This is a genomic window from Paenibacillus sp. 01T422, from assembly GCF_056398785.1.
Genome location: NZ_JBFTQB010000091.1, coordinates 1 through 19,572, shown reverse-complemented (window position 1 = coordinate 19,572; position 19,572 = coordinate 1). Strand labels below are relative to the sequence as shown.

Sequence of the window (19,572 nt, the reverse complement as noted above, 5' to 3'; positions counted from 1 at the left end):
GAATACGACTCTTTAATTGAGGCCCTGATGCCGTCCAAGCGATGGCATGTTTGATGCTTGCTCTTTTAATCTTAACACTGCTTTGATCGGTGATCTCAATCGTGCCGCCCGTATATTTTTCTTGAAAAATATTGTAAATCAGTACTTCTTCCGTAGAAGTTTCACCTACCATTTTATCTACACGGATGATGGCTGCTCCTTCAAATTGATACAGCGTGTCCGTTCCTTTTTTGAGAATCGGAACTGTCATATCTTGTGTATAAGACTTTATATTCCGATAGGCTTCCCATAGGCGTATGATCGTAGTTTCGGGCGTCCAGCCAGACTGCTCACTGAAAAAATCGTAAGAAGAAAGCTCTGGATTCGCTTTTATATGATGATGGATAACTTCGTCGAAGTTCCCTCTAACAATCGCCAGCAACCCTTTTATGGAGATATCGTTTGCCTGCACCGCGTAATCGATGATATCCCCTAAATTCTCTTTTGCCGTTTTTTCACAGACAAGAAACAAACGGATATGTAGAAGGTCGACACTTTTTTCTGCTTTTGTTCGAATGTTGTCAATGGCATTGGTAATTGTCGCGGAGCTGCTCTCCATATACTGAGACCCTTGCTGTTCAGGACTAGGGATTTGCAAGATAATTCGGTAATCCTGATTTTTGTCCTTGCAAATTCCCATAACCACGGGCATGAGTCGCTTATTAATATCTTTGGTGTCCCAACAGCCTGTAAGGAGCGCGCTTAAGGTGCAAAGCAACAGTATGACCGATATGAATGAGCGATGGATCAAGCAGGTTTCCTCCTATACCTCAAACTCATGAGAATGACGGCAAGCGGTATACCAATAATGCTGTAAAAGCAAAGGTAGGTACTCACGTGAGTAAATTGCGCCAATGTATCGATATTGTCCAAATATAAGCTGAAGAAATAAGAGGGCACGGCAACGATGATAACAGCTATCCCTCTCCTCTTCTTCTTCATAAATAGCTTCTCAATCAAAGTTGCCATCATCCAGAAACTCACTGCTGCTTCAACCATCGCAATCGCGATCATCGCAATGACAAAGAATGTAGGGAGCCAGTCAAATACAATCCACTCACTGTCAACCGTATCTGATGTCAATACATTCGGAAAGCGAAAATAGATAATCGATTCCTGACCAAAAATGAGCATGGGCACATAGACAGAACATAAAGCAAAAATAAGAAGTATCCCTAAAACAGGAGCGGATTGACGCATTGGAAATTTATTTTTCAGCTTAACAAAACCTAAGAACAAGAATCCCGCATGTGCAAAAAAAGCAGAATAAAACATCGGCTTCTTGAAGAAACTCAACCGAGTATCATAGATGGGAAAGATGTTATCGAAGTCAAAATTACTCATCGAGCTTATCAACGAGAAAACAACTAACGGAAGCACACAAATAAATACTAAGATCCCCCCACGTGAAATGGCTTCGTAGCCTTTCCATGCAATATAAAGGGGAATAATATAAAGAAATAAAATGAAATACGTTGGCGTATTAGGCAGCAGAAGGATGCTGATCGATGCCATCTCAAAGCTGTGAGTAATGTTGGAACTCAGAAAAAAGTAGCACAGCAAAGGAATAAGCATAAGAAAAGCAAGCCATTTCCCCACTACTGCTTTACATATATCAACAATGTCCTTTCCTGGAAAAGCAGAAAGCCCCTTCACATATACCCATACACAACACAATTCAATAAGAAAACCAACAATAATAGGCTCCCAATGCCCTGAGGACGTTGCTTCAATCATTTTTACAGGATAGATATAAAAATACAACGAGAGATGGACGACTACGAACATCGTTAATAGGGCTCTATTGCTCATTTGGATCTCCCTTTTTTGGCTGAGAGGCTCAAATAGGGCACCTCAAACGTTGTAATCGTGCCAAGGTAAAAGCAAAACAAGACAATGGACGACATAAGGCCAAGTATGCCATACAAAGCACAAAACAAGATTACGACGTACTTGTACAACCGAATGGAAACTGTGTTCATATATGTGCCCATCGTAAAATGCGCGATAGTCGAGCCGGCTACGACAATAATAAGAAAGTAACTGACTAACCTGGCTGATACGACTGCCTGACCCAGGATAATACCTCCAACCATCGTAATGGTTGGACCAATACTTTTGGGAAGACGAATGCTCGCTTCTATGACCATTTCAATGATGAACAGCATCATCAACAATTCCACGAGAACAGGATAAGGAACGCCCTCCCTGGAGCTTGTGATCGATACAGCCAGCTGAATACGCAATAGTTCGGGGTTGACAGAATTGAGAACCACATATAATCCTGGCAGTGTAATGGCGATAATTAAACTTGCGATACGAATAATCTTGTATAAATACATATATAGTTTAGGCTGATCTTTATCCGTTTTCACATCCCAAAAGTCCGATATAATCGAGGGAAACGAAAGTGAGAACGGAAAATGATCCAATAGGACCACCACTCGACCTTCCATCAAATTGTGTTTGGTAGTGGCAGGAAGCTCAGAAGTTGTGTAAGTAGGAACAAGACTGTAGCTAGGCTGTTTGAGCGCTTTGAGTAGTCCTTGAACATCAGAAACATCCATCATGGCGTTTTCATTCAAATAGGTATCGATGAGTTGAACGACCTTCGGATCGGCTTGCCCTTCCACATATAGGACAGCTACTTCACGAGGGAGTTCAGCACCAAGGGTGTAGTTCTGAATATGTAAGTTTTTGATTCTCATTTTTCTGCGAAGGAGACTTATGTTTACATACATGTCTTCCGTAAAAGCATCTAGTGAAGTCTGAATCGGATTCTCCGTTTGGGCTTCCACAATACTTCGACTGCTGTTGACCGAAGAGGGCTCCATCACGATGTTGTCGTAACCTTCTTGGGGGAAAATAATCAACATACCTTCTAATATGGCGGTCACAAGCTCGGTTAAAGTGACATTCACCCGCGTTGAAGGGGATAACGCAATTTGGTCGATCGGGCTATCCATGCCATGTAAATGCGACAATCTTGTTATTAAGGTGTCATATGTTTGCTCATAGTGAACCAGAGTCCCCAAATAGCATACTTGGACTTGATCTTGATAAATATGGGCTTCCCTATTTACAAAATCAGAATTAAGCTCAAAAACTTGATCGATATAAGCTAGTTTTGCTTCCCTTGTCGAGGTGTTCATCTCTCATCTCGCCTTTTACATGTAATTTCCTCTCCAATTAATATCCTCCATTTGTGTTGTAATTACTCCGAATTTTCAAGGTCAAATCGAAATAATTGAGCAAACAACACATTGACAGCAACCACATTTTCAAGTAAAGTTTAATTATAATTAGTACCTGGTACTAATACTTGATGATAAAAGGAGCGAGCTTCACATGCCTGTCTCAAACCCCCTGAACGCCCGTATTTCAGCAATAGGCAGCTACGTGCCTTCGCATATTTTAAGCAACTCCGACCTTGAAACTATGGTGGAAACAAACGATGAATGGATCGTACAGCGCACCGGCATGCGGGAACGCAGAATTGCCGCTGCGGACGAATTCACTAGCCATTTATGTATAGCAGCCGTCCAAAACATGCTTGACAGATATCCGGAGTCGCTGAGCGATGTGGAGCTGATCATCGTCACTACGCATACGCCAGATCTGCCTTCGACGCCAGTAGCTTGTATGATTCAGGCTCATTTCGGCCTCCCTGCTGTCGGCGCCTACGATCTTAATGCCACCTGCGCAGGGTTTGCCTATGCCGTCCATACCGCAAGCGGACTAGTCGCGGCTGGTTTGCACCGCAAGGTACTTGTCGTCGGCGGAGACTCGATGTCCAAAATCACCGACTATACCGACCGGTCGACCTGCATTCTGTTCGGCGACGGCGCCGGCGCCGTGGTTGTGGAACGCGAGGATGAGCACCCGGCATTCCTGGCCCATCATGTTGGCTCCGACGGTTCCGGAGGCAAGCATGTTTATCGCACCGGCCTGTCCGAACAATGGCAGGACATACCGCTCACTGGCGGAGGGAAACTTGTCCAAAACGGCCGCGAGGTGTATAAATTTGCGGTATCAACAGTACCGGAAGGTATTGAGCAATTGCTAACCAAGAGCGGACTGCCTCATTCTGCGATTGATTGGTTCATCCCGCATAGCGCTAACCTGCGGATCATCCAATCCATTTGTGAAAAGAGCGAAATTCCTTTTGAGAAGGCGCTATACAGCCTTGAGTATTACGGCAATACCTCTGCGGCCTCGATTCCTTTGGCGCTTGATTTAGGCGTAAAAGATGGCAGTGTGCGGGCAGGCGATACGCTCCTGCTATATGGTTTTGGCGGGGGACTTACGCACGCTGGAATTATTGTACGCTGGGGATGAGCTGGCGTGTTGGAGGAGGGCCTCCGTATTAGCTAAACAAAGGAGGCGGCAGCATTCGAAGTAAACCATATAAGCTGCCGCCCCTTGCTTAAGAGGCTGAATATTGATGGTCGAAGCCTTGTTCAAAGCCTTTGTGAAACCCATCCATATACCCTCTATCGTATCCATTATCAAAGCCCTTATCGAAGCCTCCTCTATGTGTAAGGAGCGCTTTGGCAGGGCGATTTCTTTTTCTTAGGAGCACTTTCTTGCCACGAACCGGCTTCGCTTTCCTGAGAAGTTTACCTTTCGCTTTTCTGCGTACAGATGACTTCACTTTCATAGATTCCTCACTCCTTTAAACATTATTCGCCGCGATAATGGCAGGGGCAATAATTGGCAATGCTGGCGCAAACTGATGCAAGTCATCCCAGCTGATGATCGTTTGGTGACGCAGATCCAAATTCCAATAACGCAGCGGCCACTCATTAATGAAGCRCTGCAGCTTGCCGTTTTTGACTTGATAGACGGCATTATCTTCAGTCCGCGCGAGCGCACCTTCTTGCAAGTGCCCATCAACATAAACTCCATGTGCCAGCGCAGCAAGCTTGTTCTGCACATCTTGTTGCGATAGAGAATGCCCCTTCGGCCAGCTCCGCAGATCTACTTGCGAGACGCGAGTAGCCGTCAAGTGATGAGACTCCCCTTCAATGAGGTGGCGGTGACCGTTCTCAATCCAATAGAGCTCCGGTGTTACCCCTCGAACAACGGTATGGCTCGGATAGAAGTCCATCATCGCTGCACGGCTGTTACCCAGCTTTTGCTGAACTTCATGCAGCAGGCTGTGGGTGTCTCCCCATTTTCGCGCGTAAAACTCCAGATTTCTGGCATACACTTCTTCAAAACGGCGTTCACCCAGCGCTTTGATAGAGACACTTCCGACGTGATGAATGAAGGTGTCCTTGGCAATCACGAGCTCTAATCCCATCATCCGCGTACGGAAGCCGAAATCGTCATCCTCACAATTTCCAATCTCAAACCCTTCGTCCAGATACCCTAGCCGCTCGAAAACCTCGCGCCGCATAAGGACGCAGAAGCCTGTTAATCTCGTGGCCACATGCCATTTGGCAGCGCTCGACTGGTTAAAGCTGGCAGCGAAATGGTGCATTTCCTCTGTGGAGGAATAATTCGTCTGGAGCAGCTGATCTCCGCTAATGTAATTCGTCATCGGACCTACAAGCCCGAATTTCTCATTACTATTTAGGCAAGTTAGCATATTTTTCAGCCAATTCTTAGTCACAATCGTATCATTGTTCAAAAACAGCAGGTTGGATCCGCGCGCCATCCGTAGTCCTTGATTCGTCCCACCGGCAAAGCCGAGATTGGATGTGAAGATCCGGTACCGAATTTTTCCCGTCAGGGATTTCAGGTACTCCGCTGTATCATCGGTTGAGGCATTGTCGATGACGATGATTTCGAAGGGCTCCGGCGTATATTCGTAAATGCTATCGATGCAATTCTGGAGATGCTGGCGCTGATCATTCGTTGTAACGATGATGATGCTCGTTCCCTGAAACTTTGAAGGGGTTATCCCTGCATCCCAGCCAAGCTGGAAAGCATGATCGTGAGCACCATCATAGGCTAGGTTAAAACCTTCATTGTAGCCGCGATTATAGCTTCCTGCTTGGGATGACGCAACCTTCCCTATCTTGCCTAATTTGCCAAGCTTACGAAACCTGCGTGGTTTGCCCATGGACTTTTGGACACGCCGCTTAGTTGTTCTCATCGGTAAGGAGCCTCCCCTTTCACGATAGAATCCGACAAATGCCCGAAGTCGATCGCTACTTTCCCCATACTCGACGCAATCCATTCAGAAATAATGACAGCCGATATCCCTGCGGAAACAAGGGCGATATCAAAATCGTAGCCGGCAATGTTTTCCTTGATGTGCGGGATATCCTTCACGCCATAGACCGGCGTAATCTCGCCAACAATATTCACGCCATGCGCGCGGAGCACTTCTGCTAGATGCGGCGCCAAATTACCGACCAGCAGTACCCTTCTGCCTTGTGTAATGCGCGACAGGTAACCCTCGTGATACACATAGTAATTCACCAGTGAATCCGTCAAAGTAAGCTCATGGTAGTCAATCTGTTCAGCTTTAAACACCGCGAACGCGAGCGGTTGGAAATTGCGTACCCGCAGCTTCGGAATGCCTACAACGCTAGCGCCGACAATCGCTTGCACCAGTTCTTCTTTAATTGCCAGATCTGGTACTTCCACCCCCGCGTAAGGGAGGAACTCACCGTCTTGTCTAATCTGTTCAACGGACAAAATCGTCTCCTGTGCTAGGGTCAGCAGCTCCCCATCTCCTAATCGCACGAGAGAAAATGGCGCTCTAGCGTCAAGTGCAGCGATAATTCGATCACCCAGTTCCCTTGCGGTAAGCAAGTGAAGAATATGCGGTCGCAAATGTTCTACGCCAGCAGCAACAATCTGCTCAATCGTGATTTCGGGCAGGATCTGGTAGTCTGGCAGCAAACGATCAACAATCGCATCGCCCCCGTCATGCTTACCATCCCGGTAGCCTTTATCAAAGCCTCTGTCATGCCCCGCATTATAGCCCTGATCGTAGACAGTCACGGCCTCAACCGGCATGACCTGGCGCAGAGGCACCACGGTAAGTCTCCGCCGTTTCTTCTTTTTACGGAGAGAAGAGAACACCCCTTTGCGCTTGCGAGAAAGCTTGCTTCTTCGGAAGGAAATCACTTTCCCAAGCTTCTTGGCGCTTTGTTTCTTTTTTATGGGCAACATACGTTCACCCGCCTTTGTTCGTTATCGTTAACAATTCATTCAATCGTTTGCGATACGTGTGATCCTTCAGCGTCCGCGCCAATCCTCGCAAAGCGATATGCTGCCGTTCTTCTTCATGTGTTAAATAGTACTCAATTTTCTGGATAAGCTCCTGCGGGGAACTGAAGGTGTCGAGTTCTTCCCCAGGCTTATAGAAGTTCGTCAGTTCATCACGGACATCCGTTAACTGCAAAGTTCCGGAAGCTGTAATATCAAAAAGCCGTGGATTAGGCGAGAAAGCGGGGATTTGTCGGCTGTTGCTGTTATGGGATTTGTCATCGGTAGCCCGGTGAAGATTGATCACGATTTTGGCCCCATGGTAGTACTTCATCGTATCTTGCGGGCTCAACCAGTAGCCTTGAATTTTAGAGGACAGCTTGTCGTAGGAGCTTAGCCGATCCCACCAGTAGCCGTTAATCATGACATCCTTGTCTTTCAGATAATCGGCCATTTCGTCAATGAATGCGACTCTATTCCAGAAAGCCGTGCCAATGAAACAAATATCTTTGTGGAAATTCGTAGGTACATAGTCCAGCTTAACCGAATCAGGATTAATGCCGAACGGCAAATAGTGCACATTCTGGCAGCCAAGTAGCTTATAAGGCTCAACACAGCTCTTCTCTAGTGTGAATACATAATCAAAATGCGGGACGAGCCCGGTCGATTGATCCGAGTGATACGGATCATCCGGCAGCCAGATCGCCGTGCGAATGCCATGCGCACGAATCGCTTGCACCACATCTCCCGGCAATGATTGCCCAATTGCATCTAGCACGAGTACAAGATCAGGTCTTGTCTCCGCCGCAATTTGAACAAGAGGATCTGCAGGATTGACGACAATGACTTCTCTCACCATATCTCGCAGACTTCCTTCAATCCCTTCATCCATCGCTGTATAAGGCAGCCCGTTAGCCCTAACGAACATCACCTTCAAATCCCAGAGAATGCCACGCTCCTGCGGAATGTCCCGCATCAAGCTTTGGCAGCGTCCCATGTGAAAACCATGTGACCAGCCTTTTCCATACCCCTGGTTACTCCCCATTCTCCATTCATCCTGGTAGCGAGACAGGGGGGCCGGTTGTTTCTTCACTTTCACTGCTTTGCGCACACGTTTGCGCTGATTTTTCAGCGATCTGAGCGGCAATTTCTTCGCTCTCACGGCTCTTAATGCGCTCATTCCATCTCACCTCCACGGATCATGACATATCCTTTGCGCTGCAAATAATGCTCCAAGGCACTTTGCCAGCTTCTCATCGGATAAATACGATTCAATTTGTTGTTGTCCAGCACACTGTATAACGGTCTGCGCACTTTGGCGGCATACGCGCTGGTCATAATCGGTATGGTCTCGCAGGTGATGCCGCAATACGCGAACGTTTGAACCGCCAAGTCATACCAGCTGCAGGCGCCTTCGCCAGAGCAGTGATACACACCGTACGCTGTTATCTCTTGTTCGAGGAAGGCCCGCACGGTATCAGCGACATCTTGTGTATGCGTCGGAGACATGATGACATCCTGAACAACCGAAATGGGATTCCCTTGCTTCGAAAGTCGAATCATTGTCTCTACAAAATTGCCGCCCTTCCCGCTGGCCCCAGCTTCGCCAAACAACGAGGATACGCGAAAAATAAAGTAGGTATCCAAGTAAGCAGCAATGGCTTCCTCTCCTGCTGCTTTGCTGCTGCCATAAGCATTCAGAGGGCTCACTTGATCTTCTTCCGTATATGGCGCTTGCTTGCTGCCGTCAAATACGTAATCCGTGCTGAAATGAATGAACAGCGTACCATTCTGTTTGCAATAAGCCGCCATACGCAGAACGGCGATGGAGTTAATGCGGAGGGCTTTCAGCGGATCGGCTTCACACTGCTCGGTGTTATGGAACGCCGTGCAGTTAATGAGCACGTCAATGCGGCCAAGCTTTTCAAGAATAGGGATAATCGTTTCTGTATTCTCCACATCCAGCATATCCCTCGTAACCGGGACGACCTCGAACTCGCTGTTCTCTTTCAATACCCGATGGATATCAGAGCCTAATTGACCTTTGGCGCCTAGCAGCGCAATGCGTTTCATTACTCGCTCGATCCTTGTATGTCCAAAATACCGCCATACAGCGTGGCATCCTTAATAATCTTGTGCCATTTGATAAGCTCGCTGTACCAGTCCAGCGTAATCGTTTGATCCATGCTTGGCACTTCGCCTGCAGCCAGAGCGTTATATATCTCTAATGCTCCTTGCGCAGCTGTCCATTTGCCCTGCCAACCTAGGGCTTTCTCGACTTTGTCAAAACTGACGCGATACGAACGGTGATCAGGCGCTCCATACCAAGCAATCGTTACAGGCTTCGGAATGACTTCGGTGATTTCTTGTGCCAAATTACCGAGCTGATAATTGTTGCTGTCGGAACCAACGTTGTATATTTCACCATTGATGATCTTCGGATCAGCTTCCAGCAGCAAACACATAACATCCGTTGTGTCCTGAACATGAACGAAAGGTCTCCACTGAGAACCATCTCTCATTAAGGGGATAACGCCTTTCTGATAAGCGCCTAATGCCATGCCATTAATGGCCAAATCGAAGCGAATGTGGGGGGAGTGTCCGTAGACGGTGGCCTGCCGAATGACAACGACGGTGAATGCAGCATCGGCTAATGGAAGCACGCCGTGTTCCGCCATTTCGTTTGCTTTGGCATACGTCGTTAGCGGATTCGTTGGAGAAATTTCATCGACAATCACGTCTGGCGCCTGAAAGCCGTATAAGCTGCAGGAAGAAGGAAGAATGTATCGTTTCACGCCAAGTTTCTTCGCTTTATGTGCCGTGCTCACACGGGAAATATGATTAATTTGGTGCGTAGCTTCCTGAAACAATTCACCGCTCGGATCGTTGGAGATCGCCACTAAGTCAATGACGGCATAGACGTCAGCAAAGGCTTCCTCCTTCAGACGGCGGGAGTCCTCCTTGATCGTTACCAGATTCGGATGCTGCGGGAGCTTATCGATGCCGAAGAAAAAGCGGTCAACTGCCTTCACGGCATAGCCTTTATCCAGCAATTTCGGTACCAGCACACTGCCGATGTAGCCGCCTGCTCCCGTAACCATAATGGTTTTCATGATAAGTCCCCTCCATAAACAAAGTTATTGTCCGCCTGCGCAAGAGAAGGCTGCTGACGATCCTTATCAGACAAGATTGGATTCGACACAGGCCATTCGATACTGAGGTCAGGATCATTCCACGCAATGCCCCGGTCATGCTCAGGCGAATAATAATCATCCACCTTATACAGCAGCTGCGTGTTAGGTACCAAGGTGCATGCGCCATGGGCAAAGCCCTTCGGAACTAAGATTTGCCGTTTGTTTTCCGCGCTTAGAATTACGCCGATCCACTGTCCGTAGGTTGGGGAGCCTTTGCGGATATCGACTACGACGTCATAGACGGCTCCGGATACGACTCGAACGAGCTTCGTTAGCGCTTTCGGCGCCAATTGGTAGTGCAGACCTCGAAGAACGCCCGCTTCTACCGAGAGGGATTGATTATCTTGAATAAAGGCATAGTGAATGCCCTCCCCAGCCAACGTTTGTTGGTTGTAGCTTTCCATAAAAAAACCGCGATGATCACCATGCACTTTCGGTTCGAGCACCAAGACCCCCGGCAGCTTGGTCGAAATCACTTTCATGAAAGGGCTCCTCCTCGTTGTTTCATAATATGATCCACGACATAAGCGGCAAAAGGCATTGAACACGTAAATGCCGGTGAGACCGCATTGAGTACATGCATCGAGCGTTTATCACCTTCGATCACAAAGTCTTGAACAAGCTCCAAGGTCTCGACATTGAGCAGCTGCGCTCTAATACCCGGTCTTAGAAAATGTCCGAAGCCCTTGGGGTCAATTTCCCTTACCATCCCCATCCCTAGCCCGACGAAATAAGATTTGATGTACTTGCGCATCTCCTGAAAGGCCAAGCGCCTAAAGTGAAACGAATTTGTGATAAACAGCTTCAGCTCAAAGCCGACAATTTGCAGGAACTCCTTCAGGTTGAAACCCTGCAGTCCTTGGTAATTTTCCCGCCAAAAAGCCGGCATCGCCGTAGGCCCGATCTTAATGCTGCCATCCACTGTTTTGGTATAATGAACCCCGAGAAAAGGATTTTTCAAATTAGGAACGGGATAGGTTTCATCTTTGGCGACGACTAGCTTGCCGCATTCATTCAGCTGCAGGCCATTAAGCTTACAGTAAGCTCGCATAGCCTGGTTGCCATCTTTCGTGAATTTCGCTTTCAGGCTGTTGGCTGAATAATAGAAGCCGGCGTGCAGGACCCCGCTGTTGCGTCCACTCGCATGGGCAGCCACATCGGACTCTTTTTCCAGTATGCAAATGGACACTCCCGGCTCTCTTTTCTTCAACTCACGGGCAATCGTCAAGCCAATAATCCCCGCTCCGATGATGATGTAATCGTACTTCCTCACTTGTCATCACCGGCGCCCGACTTAGGTGCTTCTGGCTCAATATTCGAATACGAGCGTAGCTTATCTGATGCTTCAAACCAAGAGGGAAATGTGCCGGCATCGATCCACCACCCTGTCAGCACGTGATAGCTGAGCTTGCCTTGCGTCGCATATAAGTTATTCACATCGGTAATCTCCATCTCGCCACGCGCAGAAGGCTCCACCGTCTTAATCAAGTCGAATACGGTAGCATCATACAAATAAATGCCTGTGACGCAATACGAGGATTGCGGATGCTCGGGCTTCTCTTCAATCCGCTTGATCAGCTCGCCTTCCATGACCGGAACCCCGTACCGTCTAGCGTCCTCCACTTCCTTCAGAAACACCTTGGCTCCTTCTGACTGAGCTTCAAACTGCTTCACATACCCAGTCAGCGAATCCTCGAACAGGTTATCGCCAAGCAGCACAAGCAGCTTCTCGCCTGGATGCACGAAGTTTTCTGCAAGCTCCAGAGCATCAGCAATGCCGCCAGCCTCTTCCTGTATTTTGTAGGAAATGTTAACGCCCCACTCCCTCCCACTACCCAAGAAATCTGTGTAGAGAGAAACGGAGTGCTTCCCCGTGATCAGAAGGATATCGGTGATTCCCGCTGCTCTCAGCTTCTCAATCCCATAATAAATCATAGGATATTTACCGACGGGTAGAAGATGTTTGTTAATCATTTTCGTCAAGGGTCGCAGGCGTGTGCCAGTTCCCCCTGCTAGAATGACTCCCTTCATAGCAACGACATCCTTTCCTCTTGCTTTCTCAAAAAAATGCTTGGGGATCGACGCCCCATTTTTCTATAAAGAGCTTGCGCGAACGTTCCACAATGGCTTGCAGCTGGCTTTCGCTTTTCTTGCCGAAACTGGCGCTGCCATGATGGAAGATAAAAGTGTCCTCGGTCAGCATCAGCTTGTAGCCGGCTTTCCTTGCGCGATAGCAGTAATCGTCATCTTCGTAATGACCGGGACTGAACTGTTCATCCAGGTAACCGATTCTTTCCATCACTTCTCGTTTGAATAAGAAGCAGAAGCCGATCAGGCGCTTAACTTCCATGTATTTCCCTTTATTTCCCACATTGTACTTGAGGATCATATCCGACATATTCGTGTAAGGTTCTTTCATTTGTTGGATACCGCTGGCATAGTTGGTCATCGGACCTACGATCCCAATATCATTTCGGTGATACAGACAAGTGAGCATGTGGTCCAACCAATTTGGCGTAAGGAGGACGTCATTGTTCAGCAAAAGCACGGAGCTGCCCCTAGCCAGCTTCATGCCAGCATTACAGGCTGCAGGAAAACCTCTGTTCTCGGAGAAGGACACGAAGGGAATCTGCTCACGAATCAAATCATCCAGTGTCCCGTCGGTAGAAGCATTGTCAACCACAATAATTTCATAGGGGATTCGTGTATGCTCTCTGATGGAATAAATACAATCCAGAAGCAGTTGTCTTTCGTTAAAAGATGGGATGATGATACTTGTGCTATTCATATGGATCCCCCCGCCAGAGCTGTTCGCGTCCGAAGAACATCCTTAAACTCAAGTCTTCTACCCTGTTCATGAAGCAGCATATGGAGTGCTTCCAGATGATCGCCTACAATCAGATTAGAAACCGGATTCGTGGTCCCGGTGTTCAAGCGGGTAGGTTTGTTGGCAGTGACAACATCAATGCTTGTCGGTGCACAAATACGCAATCCATAACGGATTGCCTTCGCCTGCGCTTTAGGAGGTACCATTAACGCTGCACTGCCGATAACCTGGAGCGCTTTGCGGGAAAGCATGTGGGGAATTGCCGTCATGGAGTTGGCACCCAGCTCTGATCGGCCTTGGACACGGTTCACGAATTGTTTCACCATAGAGACGCCATCGCGATGCATGAAGAGGCCGATATAGGGGGAGATATCGTTCAAAGCAATATCCCATCCTTGGTCAATAGCTCGAATGAAAGGCAGGAACTCTTCGGCCTGAACCGGGATATCGCCATCCAAGAACAACACCATGTCTGCTGAGGTGAGCTTGGCGCCAATAGACCTGCCCACATCATGACCAACAAGATTCGGATAATGAACGATCGTTGCCCGAGGGCACTGCTTGGCGATATGAACGCTGTTGTCCGTTGAGCCATTAATAACGACAATGATTTCCTTAATCGGCATCCTTTCCAACGCGTTCAACACGCGCGCAATCGTCTTTTCTTCATTAGATACCGTAATGACTGCTGCTATGGATTGCCTTGTCGGAACAAGTACGAGATCTGGGTTCGGAATCCCCTGCTTCTCGCTATAGCCCTCAAGGAACGCCCGGGAGACATGAGGATACTGCCCCGCCGAAATAGTTCCAATCTCCCTGGATGTATAGAAGGAATACCAGAGGGAGTTGATGTACGAGCTTGGGTCCATCCCTTCTATCAAAGGGTGGTCCGTAGCATAACGAGCACCAATTGCGTGTACTCTTCTCCTTAACGCTACCAAAGACACCGCCATCGTTCTGGTTGGTCTGGAGGCCCTGCGCATACGGCGTACGGGGATGACGGTTCTCACTTTTGGCCTTTGCTTCACACGCTTCTTCACTAGTTTATTCAACAGCTTCACCCCACAAAGGTTCGGTCCCTTGTTAAATCCGTTAGCTGACCACGCTCATTCGTCTGTTCATGCAGCCAATTCAGGGCTTCGAGGTGATCTCCAAGAATAAGATTTTGCAGCGGGTCCACCTTAAATTTTCTTCGTTTTCGAGGATTCGTCCGACCCACATTGACGTTATATACCTTGTGGAGCGTGAGTCCCTTAACACATGCTATCGTTTGAGCGAGTGGCGGCACGGCTAGATTAGCAGCATGGATCTCGTTCAGCGCTTTACGGCTAATCGCGTGCGGGATTGTCGTCATCGAAGCTCCTCGCAAGTCAGGCCGGGAGAGTGCGACGTTAAGCGCGTGTTTGGCTAGCACAACAGGATGTACATCCACCTTCTCTGTTTTGCCCGAGTAGCTGTTTAGCGCGACATCAACCCCACGATCCACCGCTTGCACGAAGGGCCGCAAATCTTTGGCTGCAATCACCATATCCGCATCAATGAACAGGATGGTGCTCCCTTTCGCATGACTTGCGCCAATGCCTCGGGGGACATCATGACCTAGCGATTCCTTGAATGAAATAACCCGTGCCCMCATCTGGCGGGCGATTCGCTCTGTCTCATCGTAGGAGCCATTGACGACCACAATGACTTCTGTAGCTGGATGCACCAATCGGGCTTGACGAATGACGGACGCGATTGTCTTGCTTTCGTTCATTGCTGGGATGACGACAGATACTTTTGGCGAATCATGATTTGAAATGGGCTTGAAAACAGGCCTCGTTCTCCTCCTGGGTACTAACAACTTTCGCTGCCCACGCTGTTTCATGTCCACACCCTCCCACTGTGATGTGCATTCGTTTTCGTTCCCATTGTATGTTTATCCATCCCGATGGACACGGCATACGTTTAAGCCCGTATCATCTCTAGCTCAAAATAGGACATCTATCACAGATCGCCTTCTCATCGAGGCAACTGGATCATGTACGTTCGACCTGCTTCTATAGTATGACTGCCTTGGGACAGATTCATATGCGCTTACCTAGCTTGGCTAGAAATTGGCGAATGACTACTACGGTTTTGATGAAAGCGCTTATAGTAATAATCAGATCAGGGTCACTTGTTGGATTATGTAAAAAAAGCCCCATCCTCTTCTATTCCTTCGAAGAAGAGTGGGGCTTGCGCTTACCTTGAAGAATGCCGGTATTCGCGTTCATCCACGGCTGTCTTGGGGTTCCTTGTTGTTTCACACGAATAGGCAATCCTATGATTTTCTTTGCCAGAATCCGTTGATAACCCACGATAGATGCCAGATTGCCAGCGATTTGGCCAGCTAGCTGCGGCGAGCTCTCTACCGAATCGGCGACACTCTCAATGATTCGGGCCAAGGCCCGCTGACTCCTTGCGAGAGATTCTAGTATATCCAGCTTAATCTGCTGTTCTCTTTCATTGATCTTCATTTGCTAAAATCGAGGCCTGAACCTCCGAACAAATCGCCAAAACCGCCACCAGCACTGCCGCCAAGGCTGGAATTATCCTCTTCCGCTATGAGAATGCCCAAGTTTTTGGCGAAGGCTACCTCCATCTTGGTAATTCCGTCGATGACCTCGATGAGCTGTTCATGGATATCCACCGCTTGTTTCACATGCTCGGCATTGCTTTCATATGCCGCTGTAGACAAGTGCTGGCATATCCAATTGCGCGACTTCTCGGCATGCAGCGCCTTAGCTTCAAGAATGAGTGCTACATTATATTGAATTTTGGCGGTAGCATCCAGGTAAGATAAGTAACTGTCCGTTCTGCTCAATGTCTCCACTCCCTGCCCCTCATTTATTCATCACCGGGCTGTTCTTTCATGGCCTTCACAATTGGCGAAAGATTATCCGCGATGGCATCCTCTAATTCAGCGAGGCTGTTTAAATAGCTGGTTATCCCTTTCGTGATGCTCAGGGAATGTTCCATTAATGCTTCAATTTCTCCGAAGGAAGGATGTTGGTCAGGAATTTCACTAACCATCTTCGCCATATGTGCAATCACCTCGCGTTTGGCTTCCAGCGTGCGTGCCAACTCGTGCTGCGACTTCGCCATATGCTCCAGAATCGAAGTAATCTGATCCTGCATGTTTATTTCCCTCCTCGTGCGCTTAGGCTTTCCCATTTAGCATATGCGGCATAGGTTGAAGTGGGAATACACCCCAATCATCCAATTTTTCAAAATCTAGTTCTTCATCTAGTAGGTTGGGATTCCTATAAGGATTGCAGACCAGAACCTCACATTCTCCTCTAGCATATACATATAGAAATACAAGCTGAGGAGGGGAACCTTTTGTCCGATAAACACATTCAGTGGCAGCCTTCCAACGTTTCCAGGAGCGAGCGGCACCACCTGAATTCCCACAAAAGCTGTGTGCTATGGCTCACAGGGCTGTCCGGCTCAGGCAAATCTTCGATTGCTTACGAAATGGAACGATTGCTTTTCACTCAAAACATACGCTCTTATGTATTGGATGGAGACAATCTTCGGCATGGTTTAAACGGCAACCTTGGTTTTTCTCCAAATGATCGCAGTGAAAACATCCGCAGGACGGCCGAAGCGGCCAAACTGCTTGTCGACGCAGGTATGATTATACTTGTCGCTCTCATTTCGCCCTACCGTGCGGATCGGGAACTAGCGCGATCTTTATTCGCTGCTGGGGAATTTATCGAGATCTTCATCGATTGTCCGCTGCAAATATGCGAGAAACGAGATCCGAAAGGTCTCTATATGAAAGCTCGGGCAGGTGTTATTCCTAATTTTACGGGAATTTCAGCACCTTATGAGCAGCCATGCAGGCCCGAAATCGTCATATCATCCAATCAGCAATCCTTACAAACATCTACCTCTCAAATCTATGACTATCTCATTATGCATAAAGTGATTGCGCCACAATCGAGTTTTACGCTTTAAGCAAGTAGCCTGCCCGGGACAAGTCCCTATGAATGGGCTCAACTATTCTTAGTGCGAGCTTGCCCGCAGTAGAACCACACCCCCACCATCCGCATAGAATGCAATAAACCTGCTGCTGATCGGGGGGAATTATTCGCCTATGCTGGTTTATGTGCTAGGATCGTCCAACAAAGCTCACACCGATGCTACAATAGCCAATCTTTCGCATATCGCTCCGAATTGGTCCGTTCTGCGTGTACAGGATCACGACGCAGCAGCCTTGAACGATCATCTACGTGCTTATGAGCAACCCTTTTTTGTGACCCTGCATGCAGGAGACTTGCTGAGCAGCAGCTTTGTCTCCGAGCTTTCCAACCAGCTTGCAGTGCTGCCTGAGCACTGTGCTGGCATTGTCTATGAACGCGGGGCAGCAGTCACCCTGCACAATCTTCCTTCCCCTCCTCTTGTCTGGAGAACAAACGCTGTGCGATCCAGTGGCCGTCCCTTTTTCCTGGAAAAAGATGAACTGCCCTTTGAAACCTATTTGCTTCACGACAACCTGTTTCACTTACAGCGAGACTGGTTGTGGCCGACCATCCAAAGTAAAGAGTGGCAGCCACAGGCTAAGCATTATCCCAAATGGCATAAGGCACAGGAAGAGTGGGACCTAGTCAGTCCCATCCTGGAAGCAGGGTCAACCGCTCTCCTATCAAAAATAAAGCCAACTCCCGCCATAAGTATCGTAATCTGTACTTTTAATAATGCCGACTATCTCCTCTGGGCGATTCGAAGCGTGATTGCACAAAGCAAGCCTGATTGGGAACTGATCATTATGGATGACGGCTCCAGCGACAACACACAGATGAAACTGGCTTCCTTACCCACAGATCCGCGCATTCGTATGTATATCAACCCGTCTAATTATGGCAAATCGCATTGTTTGAATATGGCCTTATCGGTAGCAGAAGCCCCTTGGCTGCTGGAGCTAGACGCAGATGACTGGCTGCCTCCAGAAGCTGTCCGGATTTTGCTTAACACAGCCGAAACGGCAGCACCGGATATTTCACTTTTGTATGGTGATTATTATGAATGGACCGAAGGAGCACGGAAACAGCTTATTCTCGGGGGGATACGCAAGACACCTGCTGAATTCAACGCTGAGGCTCTTCTTGCTGGAGCTCTTCCGATAGCTCCTCGATGTTATCGGGTTGAGACCCTTCACAGCATCCATGGCTGGATGATTAATGCTCCTTACGGGGGCAGGTTATACGAGGATTTTGAAATCATTATCCGCTTGTCGAACTCCCATCAATTCATGCATCTCCCAGAACCTCTCTACCATCGGAGAATTCGCAAGTCCAGCATTACGCATCAACATGCCGAGAAATATGCCGGCTGGATGAAGTGGATGAAAGAGCAAGCCGAACTCCCACGGGGGGACGGAGGAGATACACGGCCATCTATGTGATCCCCTCCCTTCCGGTTACGCTACTATGCGAATAAAATCAACCTGATCCATCATGATGGCCACTATTACCGGCGGACTATAGTAATATGTGTTGTTCATCTGCACCCTAATAATACAATCATCAACCGAAATTAATTCGCCAATAAGAGGCGGATTGCTCATAAAGTAAACTTCAATCGTTCTACCGATAAAACTCGCCAGTAAGTCTGCTAATGACATTCGTTTCTCCTCCTTATATCACTGATKCAATGCTGAAAGTTGGGATAAGGAGAATATCTCCTGACGGCTCAAGAATCTCAAGGACATTGGAACCAATAAGAATTAATGTACCGCTCTCTATGCCTGCGGCTGTTTGAATGGTAACCTGTGTATTTAAGCGTCCCTCGACTGCACTTAACGGATTACAAACCGTAATAACCTGATCACGTATTAGAAAGAACGTAGCAACGTTACCGTTACCATCATAATCCACTAAGCTGAATCCAGCTTCCATTAATGCTGCAAGCACGGGTGTTACTTTCACACCTACTTCAAGTCCTGGGAAATTCATCGTAGCGTCAAAAGCACTAATAATTGAACGGTTCGTAGAATAACTGACTCCGGCTATAATTACTACAATATCCATTTAATATTGCCTCCTTCTAAAGGGTTGATGGTCAAGTAGAACCTTCTGTTATGGAGCTTCAACTGGTACATATGGTCTAAAACCGATGATATGGCAAATCGAGAAAATAACAATTTGATCCATGTCGTTCCCCGTTGTTGGACGAAGGGTTAGGGTCGTTTTCCCAATTTTCTCAACCATTCCGATCCGGTTTGGCGGCTCTCCCCCGGAACCTGCTCCACTCGATGTGAACAGCTCAACTTCCGTATCCCAATACTCCTTCAATAAATCTCTCATCTCTTCCATGCAA

Annotated in this window: 23 protein-coding genes and 1 pseudogene; 3 read left to right on the top strand and 21 right to left on the bottom strand. The window is 47.9% G+C overall.

The genetic code is table 11. The annotated features are described in order from the left end of the window. From AC1DUA_RS07450 to AC1DUA_RS07440, 3 genes are all read right to left on the bottom strand, one after another. Positions 1–790: Ger(x)C family spore germination protein (locus tag AC1DUA_RS07450; protein ID WP_477499127.1), on the bottom strand; the 790-nt coding region annotated here is incomplete at its 3' end. Then, a complete protein-coding gene (locus AC1DUA_RS07445) occupies positions 787–1,851 on the bottom strand; it encodes a GerAB/ArcD/ProY family transporter (protein ID WP_477499126.1) in 1,065 nt (354 codons plus the stop codon). The genes AC1DUA_RS07450 and AC1DUA_RS07445, both read right to left, overlap by 4 nt. Further along, the gene (locus AC1DUA_RS07440) at positions 1,848–3,191 is read right to left on the bottom strand and encodes a spore germination protein (RefSeq protein ID WP_477499125.1); all 1,344 of its coding nucleotides are present in this window, start codon (positions 3,189–3,191) and stop codon (positions 1,848–1,850) included. Before AC1DUA_RS07440 ends, AC1DUA_RS07445 begins: the two co-directional genes overlap by 4 nt. A 196-nt stretch (positions 3,192–3,387) precedes the next feature. Here AC1DUA_RS07440 and AC1DUA_RS07435 point away from each other — a divergent pair, with 196 nt between their 5' ends. Then, on the top strand, positions 3,388–4,377 hold the full coding sequence (locus AC1DUA_RS07435; protein ID WP_477499124.1) for a beta-ketoacyl-ACP synthase 3: 990 nt from the start codon (positions 3,388–3,390) through the stop codon (positions 4,375–4,377). 88 nt (positions 4,378–4,465) lie between these two features. On the opposite strand, the gene AC1DUA_RS07430 is transcribed toward AC1DUA_RS07435, so the two are convergent. The 15 genes from AC1DUA_RS07430 to AC1DUA_RS07360 all read right to left on the bottom strand — a co-directional run bounded on the left by AC1DUA_RS07430 (position 4,466) and on the right by AC1DUA_RS07360 (position 16,386). Further along, positions 4,466–4,699: a hypothetical protein gene (locus tag AC1DUA_RS07430; protein WP_477499123.1), complete on the bottom strand. Its 234-nt coding sequence runs from the start codon at positions 4,697–4,699 to the stop codon at positions 4,466–4,468. 15 nt (positions 4,700–4,714) lie between these two features. Next, positions 4,715–6,142, bottom strand: a complete 1,428-nt coding sequence (locus AC1DUA_RS07425; protein WP_477499122.1) for a glycosyltransferase family 2 protein — start codon at positions 6,140–6,142, stop codon at positions 4,715–4,717. Further along, entirely contained in the window at positions 6,139–7,170 is a 1,032-nt protein-coding gene (locus AC1DUA_RS07420; RefSeq protein WP_477499121.1) for a GT-D fold domain-containing protein, read from the bottom strand. The genes AC1DUA_RS07425 and AC1DUA_RS07420 overlap by 4 nt, the downstream gene beginning before the upstream one ends. A gap of 4 nt (positions 7,171–7,174) precedes the next feature. Beyond that, entirely contained in the window at positions 7,175–8,386 is a 1,212-nt protein-coding gene (locus tag AC1DUA_RS07415; protein WP_477499120.1) for a CgeB family protein, read from the bottom strand. Beyond that, entirely contained in the window at positions 8,383–9,279 is an 897-nt protein-coding gene (rfbD, locus tag AC1DUA_RS07410; protein WP_477499119.1) for a dTDP-4-dehydrorhamnose reductase, read from the bottom strand. Before rfbD ends, AC1DUA_RS07415 begins: the two co-directional genes overlap by 4 nt. Continuing rightward, a complete protein-coding gene (locus AC1DUA_RS07405; protein ID WP_477499118.1) occupies positions 9,279–10,319 on the bottom strand; it encodes an NAD-dependent epimerase/dehydratase family protein in 1,041 nt (346 codons plus the stop codon). The genes rfbD and AC1DUA_RS07405 overlap by 1 nt, the downstream gene beginning before the upstream one ends. After that, positions 10,316–10,882, bottom strand: coding sequence for a dTDP-4-dehydrorhamnose 3,5-epimerase (rfbC, locus tag AC1DUA_RS07400; RefSeq protein WP_477499117.1), 567 nt, complete (start codon positions 10,880–10,882; stop codon positions 10,316–10,318). The genes AC1DUA_RS07405 and rfbC overlap by 4 nt, the downstream gene beginning before the upstream one ends. After that, positions 10,879–11,673: an FAD-dependent oxidoreductase gene (locus tag AC1DUA_RS07395; RefSeq protein ID WP_477499116.1), complete on the bottom strand. Its 795-nt coding sequence runs from the start codon at positions 11,671–11,673 to the stop codon at positions 10,879–10,881. The genes rfbC and AC1DUA_RS07395 overlap by 4 nt, the downstream gene beginning before the upstream one ends. After that, on the bottom strand, positions 11,670–12,431 hold the full coding sequence (locus AC1DUA_RS07390; protein ID WP_477499115.1) for a sugar phosphate nucleotidyltransferase: 762 nt from the start codon (positions 12,429–12,431) through the stop codon (positions 11,670–11,672). The genes AC1DUA_RS07395 and AC1DUA_RS07390 overlap by 4 nt, the downstream gene beginning before the upstream one ends. 28 nt (positions 12,432–12,459) lie before the next feature. After that, entirely contained in the window at positions 12,460–13,188 is a 729-nt protein-coding gene (locus AC1DUA_RS07385; protein ID WP_477499114.1) for a glycosyltransferase family 2 protein, read from the bottom strand. After that, positions 13,185–14,279, bottom strand: coding sequence for a glycosyltransferase family 2 protein (locus AC1DUA_RS07380; RefSeq protein ID WP_477499113.1), 1,095 nt, complete (start codon positions 14,277–14,279; stop codon positions 13,185–13,187). The genes AC1DUA_RS07385 and AC1DUA_RS07380 overlap by 4 nt, the downstream gene beginning before the upstream one ends. A 5-nt stretch (positions 14,280–14,284) precedes the next feature. Next, complete coding sequence (locus tag AC1DUA_RS07375; RefSeq protein ID WP_477499112.1) at positions 14,285–15,094, bottom strand: glycosyltransferase family 2 protein; 810 nt, start codon at positions 15,092–15,094, stop codon at positions 14,285–14,287. A gap of 325 nt (positions 15,095–15,419) precedes the next feature. Continuing rightward, on the bottom strand, positions 15,420–15,653 hold the full coding sequence (locus tag AC1DUA_RS07370; protein WP_477499111.1) for a hypothetical protein: 234 nt from the start codon (positions 15,651–15,653) through the stop codon (positions 15,420–15,422). 68 nt (positions 15,654–15,721) lie between these two features. Next, entirely contained in the window at positions 15,722–16,072 is a 351-nt protein-coding gene (locus tag AC1DUA_RS07365) for an alpha-helical endospore appendage domain-containing protein (RefSeq protein WP_477499110.1), read from the bottom strand. Positions 16,073–16,095: 23 nt separating this feature from the next. Beyond that, positions 16,096–16,386 (bottom strand): hypothetical protein, encoded by a 291-nt coding sequence (locus AC1DUA_RS07360; protein WP_477499109.1) that lies wholly within the window; start codon positions 16,384–16,386, stop codon positions 16,096–16,098. Positions 16,387–16,590: 204 nt separating this feature from the next. Between AC1DUA_RS07360 and cysC the strand changes: the two genes are divergently transcribed. Further along, positions 16,591–17,211, top strand: a complete 621-nt coding sequence (cysC, locus tag AC1DUA_RS07355) for an adenylyl-sulfate kinase (protein WP_477499108.1) — start codon at positions 16,591–16,593, stop codon at positions 17,209–17,211. 139 nt (positions 17,212–17,350) lie between these two features. Next, entirely contained in the window at positions 17,351–18,658 is a 1,308-nt protein-coding gene (locus AC1DUA_RS07350) for a glycosyltransferase family 2 protein (protein ID WP_477499107.1), read from the top strand. 15 nt (positions 18,659–18,673) lie between these two features. Here the strand turns inward: AC1DUA_RS07350 and AC1DUA_RS07345 are convergent, their stop codons facing one another. The 3 genes and pseudogenes from AC1DUA_RS07345 to AC1DUA_RS07335 form a co-directional block, all read right to left on the bottom strand. After that, entirely contained in the window at positions 18,674–18,877 is a 204-nt protein-coding gene (locus AC1DUA_RS07345; protein WP_477499106.1) for a hypothetical protein, read from the bottom strand. Between the two features lie 13 nt (positions 18,878–18,890). Next, the gene (locus AC1DUA_RS07340) at positions 18,891–19,283 is read right to left on the bottom strand and encodes a hypothetical protein (protein ID WP_477499105.1); all 393 of its coding nucleotides are present in this window, start codon (positions 19,281–19,283) and stop codon (positions 18,891–18,893) included. A 48-nt stretch (positions 19,284–19,331) separates the two neighbouring features. Continuing rightward, a pseudogene (locus tag AC1DUA_RS07335) lies at positions 19,332–19,572 on the bottom strand (hypothetical protein); the annotation flags it as partial.